The following is a 10932-nucleotide window of genomic DNA, read 5'->3' on the forward strand; positions in this document are numbered from 1 at the left end:
GGCAACGGAATCAAAGGCGCGCACCGACGTGCAGCACCACCGAGCCGCCCGCGGGCAGCGTGATCGCGGCCGAGCCGCCGGCGACGCCGATCGGCATGCCGCTGCAGCCTGCCGGCGTCGCGCCGGCAGCCGGCGTGAAGCGGTCGATCGCGACGTTGCAGTACTGGCCGTCGGGCAGCGTGGTCTGGGCGGTGTAGGTCACGCCCGCGCCGCTGCGGCTGAGCGCGACATAGCCCTTGCCTTCGCGCGCAAAGGCAATGCGCTGGTTGTCTGCCCCGATCGTCGTGAAGCCGGTCATCGCAGCGCCGGCCGCGGCCTTGCGAAACGCCGGCATCGCGGCGATCGCCGGTACGCGGTGCTCGCAGATCCAGCTGCCCACCTGCGCCGCGCCGAGCGTCGCGGTGCAACGGCTCGTGCCCGGCGCGCTGTAGGTCGATTGCGTGATGCCGCCCGATCCGGGCGGGCCGGCATCGCGTCCGGCCTGAGATGCGCGGTTGAAGCCGTAGCTGGACATCACGCTGACCACGCCCTGCGGTTGCGCGAGCGCGAAGATCTGCGCCTGCTCGTAGCCGGCGTGTGCGTGGTAGAGATTGTCTGCACGCTGGTTGTCGTGGTTGTCGACGAAGACGACGGACTTGTCCGCCGGCACCGAGCCCGCCGCGGTCGCCAGCGAGGCCAGCGTCGCCCCACCGCGGCCGAGGAAGGCATCGCTGACGCGGTAGCCGAACTGGAAGTCGGTCACGTCGACCGCGCCGCCCGAGGCGTAGCCGACGCCGTAGTACTGCTGGGCCGTGATCGCCTCGCCGCCGTTGTTGATGACTTCGAGGAAGACGTAGGGCCTGGCGCGCCCGGCCACATCGGCCGCCGCATTCAGGCGCGCGACGATGGCGTCGATGTCGCGCGGCTGCATGTGCTTGGCCGCGTCGATGCGAAACCCGGCGACGCCCTCGGCATGCAGCGAGATCAGGTACTGCGCGATGCGGTCGCGCACCGCCTCGTCCTCGGTGCGCAGGTCGGCCAGGCCGGCCAGCTCGCACAGCTGCACCTGGGCCGCGTCGCCGTAGCTGTTGATCGAGCATGCGGCGTGAAAGTCGGGCGCGCTCCACGGCACGGCGCCATAGCTGGTCTTGCTGTAGGCGCTGCCCGCGCTGCCGGTGCCGGCGCCTGCGGCCATGTGGTTGATGACCGCATCCGCGTAAATGCCCACGCCCGCCGCCTTGCAGCGCGCGACCATGTCGCGGAACTCGGCCAGCGTGCCCGAGCGTGACGCGTCGAGCTTGTAGCTCACGGTCTGGTAGCGCTGCCACCACGGGTAACTGACGCCGCTGCCGCCGGCATTGACGATGAGCGCGTGCTCGCTGGGCGGCGAGATCTGCACCGCCGAGAAGCCCGCCGGACCGAGCGTGGTCTCGCATTCCTGGGCGATGTCGGACCAGCGCCATTCGAACAGGTGCACGAACACCGCCCCCGCCGCAGCGGCGCCGCTCGTGCGGTAGGTCGGGTCGAGCGCGGGCAGCAGCGGCGGATTGCCGCCGCCACCGCTGCCACCACCGCCGCCGCAGGCGCTCATCAGCGCGATCGCGGCAGCACAGGCAAGGTGCTTGAAATGCATCGTCATGGCTCGGTGGTGCGCATGGGGACTCAAGGAGCGGCCTCGAGCAGCACGACGCCGCGCGCGTGCGGCGTGATCGCGACCTCGCCGCCGGCCACCTTCGCGGTCGCGCCGGTGTAGGCATCGCGCACGGACGAGCCTTCGGCGAACACGCCGCCGACCTTGATCTTCGCGGCCCCCGCCGCGTTGACCGCGACGACGACCTTGTCGTCGCCGGCGATGCGGCTGAAGGCGTAGGGCGCATCGCCGACCTTGGCATGCGCGCCGCGCGCGAGCGCCACATGGCGGGCGCGGAACTGGCCGAGCGTTCGCCAGTGCTCGAGTGCGGCCGCGTCGACGCTGGACCAGTTCATGTCGGAGCGCGTGGACTGCTGCTTGTCGCCGGCAGGCATCGGCCCGAGCGGCCGCGCGGTCTCGTCGCCGTAGAAGATCTGCACGCCGCCGGGCGCGAGCAGCAGCACGGTGCCGGCATCCACGGCCCGGGCGCGCTCGTACAGCGCGGTGTCGTGCGACGAGAGATAGGACAGCACGTTGTAGCTCGCCGGTGCGGCGAGCAGCTTCGCGTAGTCGGCGTAGAGCTTGTCGAGGCTCGCGACATCCAGCTTCGACGAGCCGAGCACGAGGTCGGCACGCGTCTGGAAGTCGAAATTGATCATGTTGTCGAAGCCGGCGTCGAAGTTCTTGCTGCGCGACGGCCCGTGGCCCCAGTCCTCGCCGGTCATCCAGAACGCGGCGTCGTCGATCTTGCGCTTCGGGTTCTCGGCCTTCCACGCGGCCAGCGCCTCGGTGCCGGCCTTCTTCAGCGCGCGCCACGAATCGCCTTCGACGTGCTTGACCGTGTCTGCACGGAAGCCGTCGATGCCGAAGGAGCGCACCCATTGCGTGAGCCAGGTGACGAGGTAGTCGCGCACCGTCGCGTTCGGCAGCTCCTTCGCGCGCGTGTCGGGCTTGTTCTTCAGCATCGGCGGCAGTCCCACCGGCTTTTGCTGCTCGGTCTTGAAGTCGGGCAGGTAGGCGAGCTGCGAGGTCAGGTCGTCGCGGCCGCCTTCCTGGTAGCCGCGCAGGCCGGCGCGGATCCAGTCGGGGCCCCACCACTGTGTCCAGGCCGCGTCGTTGTAGTCGATGAAGCTGTGGTAGTTGGCGAGCGTGGCCTGCTCCCAGCCGCTCCAGAGCATGCCGGCCTTCTTGTCGGTTCTGGGCTGGTTGACGTACTCGCTCAGCGTCTGCAGGTCGCCGTAGCCAGGATGATTCATCACCACATCGAACAGCACGCGGATGCCTTGCGCATGCGCGGCATCGACGAAGGCGCGCAGTTCGTCTTCCGTGCCCATGTTCTTGTCCAGGCGCGTGTAGTCGAGCGCGAAGTAGCCGTGGTAGGCGTAGTGCTTGAAGGCCTTGCTGCCGCCCACGACCCAGCCGTGCGCCTGCTCGTAGGGCGCGGTGATCCAGATCGCGTTGACGCCCAGCTGCCTGAACCAGCCTTCGTCGAGCTTGCGCTTCAGGCCCGCGAGGTCGCCACCGTGGAAGGTGCCCACGTCGTCGGCGGGCTTGGGCTCGCGTTTGCGGCCGTAGCTTTCGTTGTTGGACGGGTCGCCGTCGAGGAAGCGGTCGGTGACGACGAAGTAGACGATCGGGTTGTCGGCAAAGCTGCCGGCGTTCGACTGTGCAAACACGGGCGCGAAGGCCGGCACGGCCGCGGCGATCGCCGCGGCCAGCGCGAGGTTCTTGAACTTCATGAGGTCAGCCCTTGACGCCGCCGGCGGTCAGGCCGGAAACGATCCAGCGCTGTGCGGCGAGGAAGACGAGCGTGATCGGCAGGCCCGACAGCACCGCGGCGGCGGCGAAGTCGCCCCACAGGTACTTCTGCTCATAGAGGAAGTACTTCGAGCCGACTGCGAGCGTCAGGTTGGCTTCCTGGCGAAGCAGGATCGACGCGACCGGGTACTCGATGATCGCGCCGATGAAGGCCAGCACGAACACCACCATCAGGATCGGCACCGCCATCGGCAGGAGCACGTAGCGGAAGGCCTGCCAGTGCGTCGCGCCGTCGACCTTGGCGCACTCCTCGATCTCGACCGGGATGGTGTCGAAGTAACCGCGGATCGTCCAGATGTGCATCGCGACGCCGCCGAGGTAGGCGAGCACGACGCCTGCATGCGTCTCGATGCCCAGCCAGGGCACGTAGTTGCCGATGGTCTCGAAGATCGCGTAGATCGCTACCAGCGCCAGCACCGCAGGAAACATCTGCAGCAGCAGCATGCTGTTGAGGATGGCGGACTTGAAGCGGAACTGCAGCCGCGCGAAGGCATAGGCCGCGGTGGTCGAGATCGCGACGATCAGGAATGCCGAGATCGCGGCGATCTTCACCGAGTTCCACAGCCACAGCAGCACGGGGAACGGCGGCTGCACGAGACTGCCGTCGGCGGCCTGGTAGGGGATGCCCAGTGCGAGCTTCCAGTGCTCGAAGCTGATCTGGCTGGGAATCAGCGAGCCCGACGCGAAGTTGCCGGGGCGCAGCGAGATCGAGATGATCGCCAGCAGCGGGAACACCATCAGCGCGATCAGCGCCCACAGGAACGCATGGGCCGCGAGCACGCGCCAGCGCTGGTTCTTGCCGGTCACGATGGCCAAAGCGTCACCCCCTGTCGTTGTTGACCTTGGCGAGCTTCAGGTTCGCCATCGACAGCAGCGCAACCAGGAAGAAGATCACTGTCGAGATCGCCGCGGCGAGCCCGAAGTTCTGGCCCGAGTCCTGGAACGCGATGCGGTACGTGTAGGACACCAGGATGTCGGTCGTGCCGGCCGGAACCTTGGTGTTGAGGAAGTCGGGCCGCCCGTTGGTCAGCAGCGCGATCAGCACGAAGTTGTTGAAGTTGAACGCGAACGACGCGATCAGGAGCGGCGTCAGCGGCTTGACGATCAGCGGCGCCGTGATCCTGAAGAAGTTGGTCAGCGGCCCGGCGCCGGCGATCGCGCTGGCCTCATACAGATCGCTCGGGATCGCCTTGATGAGGCCGGTGCACAGCACCATGATGTACGGGTAGCCCAGCCAGGTGTTGACGATCAGGATCATCACCTTGGCCAGCGTCGGATCGGCGAACCACGCGGGCTTGAGGCCGAACAGCGAGTTCAGGATGACGTTGATCTCGCCGAAGTTCTGGTTGAACAGGCCCTTGAACACCAGGATCGAGATGAAGCCCGGCACCGCATAGGGCAGGAACAGCAGCGTGCGGTAGACGGTGCGAAAGCGCAGCGCCTCCCAGTTCAGCAGCACCGCGAGCGTGACGCCGACGATCAGCGTGAACACCACGGTGAGCGCGGCGAAGGCCACGGTCCAAAGGAAGATCGCGACGAACGGCCCGCGGAAGTCCGGGTCGTTGAACATGCGCGCGTAGTTGCCGAAGCCGATGCCGACCTTGAAGCCGGGCTGGATGCGGCTGCCGGCCTCGGGGCCGTCGACGAACTCGTAGAAGCCGGTCTCGTGGTTCGCGCGCGCGACGTGGCCGGTCTTGACCTGGGTCAGACTGCCGTCGGCATTGCGCTTCCACGTGGGCTCCAGCGCGGCGAACTCGCGCACGCCGGCATACGACAGCAGCGTGCCGTCGGGCAGCCTGACGCGCAGCTGCGCCAGCTCCTGACGATGCTTGAGCACCTCGGCCAGGCCCAGCGGCTCGTTGGGCTGGAAGCTCGCGTCCTTGAGCGGCAGCACCGCGACCTCGAGCGGCGGCCGCGGCTTGATCAGTGCCAGCGGCGGCGAGACGAAGGTCCTTGCCAGCAGCTCGGCGCGCCTGGCCGGGTCGTCCTCGTCTTCCTCGTCGTGCTTTGGCGCGAGCACGAGGCGGAACTCGGAGCCCTCGGCATGCAGCGTGAAGCCAAAGGGCTGGCCCTCGCCGGGTGCGCTCTGCTCGAGCAGGTAGGCGCTCGCCCGCTCGAAGCTCAGCAGGTTGCTCGACGAGTAGTTCGTGAACCCGATCTGCACCGTGTACAGCAGCGGGAACGCGACGAACACCGCCATGCCCGCCAGCCCCGGGAACAGGTAGCGGTAGGCGAAGGCGATGTTCGACAGGTAGACGAAGAAGCCGAGCGCGCACAGGCCCAGTGCGCCGACCGCCCACACCGGCTGGCCGCTCGCATAGATGCGAAACACCAGCCACAGGCAGGCCAGCGCAGCCAGCAGCGCGAGCGGCCACTTCAGCGGGTGGCTGCGCTCGCGCGCCGGCGCGGACGGCTTCGTCGTCGTTGCCATGCAGGACTTACTTGCCCTGCATCCGCGCGGCGGCGGCGTCGAGCGCTTCCTTGGGCGACTGGCGGCCGTTGGTGATGTTCTCGAGCGCCGAGCCCATCGACGACCAGAACTTGCCCATCTCCGGGATGTTGGGCATCGGCTCGCCGCGCCTGGCGTTCTCCATCGTCGCCTTGATGTTGGCGTTGTCGGCGAGCTCCTTGAAGAAGGCCTTGTTCGCGGGCGTGCCCAGCGGCACGTCGGCATTGATCATCTTCAGGCCCTCGACCTTGAGCACCGCGCCTTCGAGGAACTCCTTGGCCACGTCCTTGTTCTTGCTGGGCGCGGCGATCATGCAGCCGAGCACGCCGACGAAGGGCTTGGCGGGCTTGCCGGCCACGTCGGGGATCGGCGCGACGCCGAAGTCGATGCTGCTCTTCTTGACGTTGTCCCAGGCCCAGGGGCCGGTGATCATCATCGCGACATCGCCCTTGTTGAAGGCGGCCTCCATCTCGGCATAGCCCGAGCCCTTGGGCATCTGGCCGTTCTTGATCAGGCCGGCCAACACCTCGGCGCCCTTGACCGCGCCGGCCGAGTTCACACCGACCTTGCTGGGGTCGTACTCGCCCTTGGCGTCGCGGCCGAACACATAGCCGCCGGCGCCGGCCAGAAGCGGCCAGGTGAAGTAGGTGTTGTTGTAATCCCAGAGGATGGCCTTCTTGCCCTTGGCCGAGAGCTCCTTGTCGAGCTTGACCACGTCGTCGAAGCTCTTGGGCGGCGTCTTCACCAGCGCCTTGTTGTAGACCAGGCCGATGGCCTCGACCGACAGCGGATAGCCCCAGGTCTTGCCCTGGTAGGCAAAGGCCTTCCAGGCGGTGTCCTCGATCTCGTCGCGCACCTTCTTGCTCGGGTTGACCGGCACGATCAGGCCCGACTGCGCCCACTCGCCCATGCGGTCGTGCGGCCAGCAGAACACGTCCGGGCCCTTGCCGGCGGCCGCGGCCTGCGCGAACTTGCCCGGCGCATCTTCCGGATGCTCGACGGTGACCGGAATCCCGGACTTCTTCGCGAACGCGTCGCCGACCTTCTGCAGACCGTTGAAGCCCTTGTCGCCGTTGATCCAGACCAGCAGCTTGCCGGCCTCCTGCGCCTGCGCGCCGCCCGCGAACGCGAACGCGGCAGCAAGGGCCGCGGCGGCGGCAAGGGGCTTGAGCAGGTGTTGATGCATGACGTCTCCTTGTGTGTCTTGCGTGGGTGAACGGGCCGCGGCATGCCGCGGGTAATGGGTCAGGCCGCGCGCGGCTCGGCGTGCTGCGCCGGCAGGCGGTGATGGCGCTTGAACGCGCGCCCCTGCGCGTCGAACAGGTGGCAGCAGCCGGGCGGGATCACCAGGCGCAGCGTCTGGCCCGCCTGCACGCCGGACATGCCGCCGAGCTCGCAGGTCAACGCGTCGTCGACGCCCGGATAGCTGAAGTAGGCGTGCGTCGTGCTGCCCAGCGACTCGACGAAGCTCACCGTCGCGTCGATCGCATTCGCCTCGCCGTGGCGCTCGAAGTGCTCGGGCCGCACGCCCAGCGTGACCCTGTCGCCCGCGCGCGCGGCGGCGGCATCGACCTCGACGCGCACCAGCGCGCCGGACCTGAGCCGCACCAGCGCTTCGGCGGCCGAGGCCTCGACGATCTCGGCCTCGATGAAGTTCATCTTCGGCGAGCCGATGAAGCCGGCCACGAACAGGTTGACCGGGTGCTCGTAGAGCTCCAGCGGCGCGCCGACCTGCTCGATGCGCCCGGCCGACAGCACGACGATGCGGTCGGCCAGCGTCATCGCCTCGACCTGGTCGTGCGTGACGTAGACCATCGTGGTCTTGAGCTGCTCGTGCAGCTTGGCGAACTCGTAGCGCATGCGCACGCGCAGCGCGGCATCGAGGTTCGACAGCGGCTCGTCGAACAGGAACACCTGCGGCTTGCGCACGATCGCGCGGCCGATCGCGACGCGCTGGCGCTGCCCGCCCGAAAGGGCCTTGGGCTTGCGGTCCAGCAGATGCTCGATGTGCAGGATCTTCGCGGCGTTCTGGACCGCGGCATCGATCTCGGCCTTGGGCACCTTGGCCAGCTTCAGGCCGAACGCCATGTTGTCGTACAGGCTCATGTGCGGATAGAGCGCATACGACTGGAACACCATCGCGATGCCGCGCTCGGCCGGCGGCACATCGTTCATGCGCACGCCGCCGATGGCCAGCTCGCCGGAGGTGATCTCCTCCAGCCCCGCGATCATGCGCAGCAGGGTCGACTTGCCGCAGCCCGAGGGGCCGACGAAGACGACGAACTCGCCGTCCTCGATCTCGAGATCGATGTCGCGCATGACCGCGATGTCGCCGTACGACTTCGCGACCGATCGCAGCCGGACGTCAGCCATGCCTTGTCTCCTGGGGCACCGGCCGTTGTCCGGCTGCGGTGAGTGATCGTGTTTGTAGTAAATATACAAGACGACCCGACCCGTCACAATCGGGTCAACAAGCCGGTCTCATTGGTGTTTACCCATAGAAAACGGTGATTCCGGCGCTGCTCGACAACCGATCTTGTAATATTCCTACTCGCCTCACGACCGGAGACGCCATGATGACCGCGACCCCGCGCGGCCAGCGCAAGAGCGCTGCTGCCACGAAGCTGGGCACCGTGCCCACCGCCCTGCTGCGCCGCATCGAGCGCGAAGCGGGGGGTGCCGCGGCCAAGGCCGCCCCCGCCGCCTGGATGCGCGCCGTAGCGCACGCCTGCCGCGCCGAGCTGGCCGAGCGCCTGAACGAGACGATGCAAGCCGACCGCGACAGCGGCGCCAAGCGCGTGCACTACCTCTCGATGGAGTTCCTGATGGGCCGCGCGCTGGCCAACGCGCTCGCTGCCCTGGGCCTGGACGCGCCCTTCAGGCAGGCCGCCGAACACGCCGGGGTCGCCGCGGCCGACGTGCTCGAGCGCGAACCCGACGCGGCGCTCGGCAACGGCGGCCTGGGCCGCCTGGCCGCCTGCTTCCTCGACTCGCTCGCAACGCTGGGCGTGCCCTCGTTCGGCTACGGCCTGCGCTATCGCTACGGCATGTTCGCGCAGCGCATCCAGGACGGGCGCCAGGTCGAGACACCCGACGACTGGCTGCGCCTGGGCGACGCCTGGGAGCTGCCGCGCCCCGAGCTGCGCTATCCCGTCGGCCTGGGCGGCCATGTGGCCAGCGACGAGGGCCTGGCGCGGCGCTGGGTGCCGGCGCAGACGGTGTATGCCGATGCGATCGACTTCATCGTGCCCGGCCACGACACGCGCCGCGTCGCGGTGCTGCGCCAGTGGCAGGCCGCGCCGGCGAACCCGATCGACTACGCGGCGTTCTCGCGCGGCGACCATCTCGGCGCCGCGCGAGAAAAGCTCGAGGCCGAGTCGCTGAACTGGGTGCTCTACCCCGACGACTCCACCCAGGCCGGCCGCGAACTGCGCCTGAAGCAGGAGTTCTTCCTCGTCAGCGCGTCGCTGCAGGACATGCTCGCGCGCCATCTCGCCGAGCACGGCACCCTCGACACGCTGGGCGACAAGGCCTCGGTGCACCTGAACGACACGCATCCGGCGCTGGCCGTGCCCGAGCTGATGCGACTGCTGGTCGACGAGCACGGCCTGGGCTGGGACGCCGCCTGGGCACAGACCTGCAAGCTGGTCTCCTACACCAACCACACGCTGATGCCCGAGGCGCTCGAGACCTGGCCGGTGCGCATGTTCGAGCAGCTGCTGCCGCGCCATCTCGAGATCGTCTACGAGATCAATTCGCGCTTCCTGGATCTCGTGCGCGCGAAGCTCCCCGGCGACGAGGCCCTGGTGCGCCGGGTCTCGCTGGTCGAGGAGAACGGCGAGCGCCGCATCAAGATGGCCGCGCTGTCGATCGTGGCCTCGCACCACGTCAACGGCGTCTCGGCGCTGCACTCCGAGCTGATGGTGCAGACCATCTTCGCCGACTACGCGCGCATCTGGCCCGAGCGCTTCTGCAACGTGACCAACGGCGTGACGCCGCGGCGCTGGCTGGCCCAGGCCAACCCCACGCTGGCCGCCGTGCTCGACGAGCGCCTGGACGGCCCCGCCTGGCGCACCGACCTCGACCGCCTGGCGCAGCTCGCGCCGCTGGCGCGCGATGCCGGCCTGCAGGCCGAGGTGCGCGCGGCCAAGCGCGCCAACAAGGAGCGCCTGGCCGCGCTGGTGCGCCGCGAGCTGGGCGTGTCGATCGATCCGGCCAGCCTGTTCGACGTGCAGGTCAAGCGCATCCACGAGTACAAGCGCCAGCTGCTCAACCTGCTGCACGTCGTGGCGCGCTACCAGGCCATCGTCGCCGAGCCGAACGCGAACTGGGTGCCGCGCACCGTCGTCTTCGCCGGCAAGGCTGCCTCGGCCTACGTCGCGGCCAAGGACATCATCCGCCTGATCCACGACGTGGCGCGCGTGGTCAACAGCGACCCCCGCGTGGGCGACCGGCTCAAGCTCGTGTTCCTGCCGAACTACGGCGTCTCGCTGGCCGAGACCATCATGCCGGCGGCCGACCTGAGCGAGCAGATCTCCACCGCCGGCACCGAGGCCTCGGGCACCGGCAACATGAAGTTCGCGCTCAACGGCGCCTTGACGATCGGCACCTGGGACGGCGCCAACATCGAGATGGCGCAGGCCGTGGGCCGCGAGCACTTCTTCATCTTCGGCCTCAGCGCCGAGCAGGTTGCGCAGGTGCGCGCGCTGGGCTACGACCCGCGCCTGCACTACGAGGAGAACGCGCGGCTCAAGCGCGTGATCGACGCGATCGCGCGCGGCGACTTCTCGCCCGGCGAGCCCGAGCGCTACCGCGCGCTGGTCGAGTCGCTGCTCAAGCGCGACAGCTACCTGCTGCTGGCCGACTTCCACGGCTATGTCGAGGCGCAGGCCGCGGTCGACCGCGCGTTCATCGACACGGCGGCGTGGGACGCGAAGGCGATCCTCAACATCGCCGGCATGGGCAGCTTCTCGTCGGACCGCACGATCCGCGAGTACGCTGCGAGGATCTGGAACGTGCCGGCTTGAGGCATTGCATCGCTCGCGCTCACGTCTCG

The 10932-nt window shown here is 68.6% G+C and carries 7 protein-coding genes; 1 reads left to right on the top strand and 6 read right to left on the bottom strand.

Going from position 1 to position 10932, the window contains the following annotated elements:
* Nucleotides 1-10: 10 nt before the first annotated feature.
* Genes ACO2TI_RS19260 through ACO2TI_RS19285 form a run of 6 tightly spaced genes read right to left on the bottom strand, consistent with a single transcriptional unit; the run spans nt 11 to nt 8249 of the window.
* A complete protein-coding gene (locus ACO2TI_RS19260) occupies nt 11-1612 on the bottom strand; it encodes an alpha-amylase (RefSeq protein WP_423286803.1) in 1602 nt (533 codons plus the stop codon).
* Between the two features lie 29 nt (nt 1613-1641).
* Nucleotides 1642-3348 (bottom strand): alpha-amylase family glycosyl hydrolase, encoded by a 1707-nt coding sequence (locus tag ACO2TI_RS19265; protein WP_423286804.1) that lies wholly within the window; start codon nt 3346-3348, stop codon nt 1642-1644.
* A 4-nt stretch (nt 3349-3352) separates the two neighbouring features.
* Nucleotides 3353-4234 carry a maltose ABC transporter permease MalG gene (malG, locus tag ACO2TI_RS19270; protein ID WP_423286954.1) on the bottom strand — a complete coding sequence of 294 codons (882 nt, stop codon included), beginning with the start codon at nt 4232-4234 and terminating at the stop codon, nt 3353-3355.
* A 13-nt stretch (nt 4235-4247) separates the two neighbouring features.
* A complete protein-coding gene (gene malF, locus ACO2TI_RS19275; protein WP_423286805.1) occupies nt 4248-5858 on the bottom strand; it encodes a maltose ABC transporter permease MalF in 1611 nt (536 codons plus the stop codon).
* Nucleotides 5859-5865: 7 nt separating this feature from the next.
* Nucleotides 5866-7062: a maltose/maltodextrin ABC transporter substrate-binding protein MalE gene (malE, locus tag ACO2TI_RS19280; RefSeq protein ID WP_423286806.1), complete on the bottom strand. Its 1197-nt coding sequence runs from the start codon at nt 7060-7062 to the stop codon at nt 5866-5868.
* A gap of 59 nt (nt 7063-7121) precedes the next feature.
* Entirely contained in the window at nt 7122-8249 is a 1128-nt protein-coding gene (locus tag ACO2TI_RS19285) for an ABC transporter ATP-binding protein (protein WP_423286807.1), read from the bottom strand.
* A gap of 203 nt (nt 8250-8452) precedes the next feature.
* On the opposite strand from ACO2TI_RS19285, the gene ACO2TI_RS19290 reads away from it, so the two are divergent.
* A complete protein-coding gene (locus ACO2TI_RS19290) occupies nt 8453-10903 on the top strand; it encodes a glycogen/starch/alpha-glucan phosphorylase (RefSeq protein WP_423286808.1) in 2451 nt (816 codons plus the stop codon).
* The last annotated feature ends 29 nt before the right edge of the window (nt 10904-10932 follow it).

The sequence above is a fragment of the Caldimonas sp. KR1-144 genome (assembly GCF_049446155.1).
In the GTDB taxonomy this organism is placed as follows: Bacteria; Pseudomonadota; Gammaproteobacteria; order Burkholderiales; family Burkholderiaceae_C; genus Rivibacter.

What these genes read in the sequence shown, in the direction of transcription:
- ACO2TI_RS19260 (WP_423286803.1), bottom strand. Translation starts at nt 1,612, where the DNA reads ATGCATTTCAAGCACCTTGCCTGTGCTGCCGCGATCGCGCTGATGAGC.
- ACO2TI_RS19265 (WP_423286804.1), bottom strand. Translation starts at nt 3,348, where the DNA reads ATGAAGTTCAAGAACCTCGCGCTGGCCGCGGCGATCGCCGCGGCCGTG.
- malF (WP_423286805.1), bottom strand. Translation starts at nt 5,858, where the DNA reads ATGGCAACGACGACGAAGCCGTCCGCGCCGGCGCGCGAGCGCAGCCAC.
- malE (WP_423286806.1), bottom strand. Translation starts at nt 7,062, where the DNA reads ATGCATCAACACCTGCTCAAGCCCCTTGCCGCCGCCGCGGCCCTTGCT.
- ACO2TI_RS19285 (WP_423286807.1), bottom strand. Translation starts at nt 8,249, where the DNA reads ATGGCTGACGTCCGGCTGCGATCGGTCGCGAAGTCGTACGGCGACATC.
- ACO2TI_RS19290 (WP_423286808.1), top strand. Translation starts at nt 8,453, where the DNA reads ATGACCGCGACCCCGCGCGGCCAGCGCAAGAGCGCTGCTGCCACGAAG.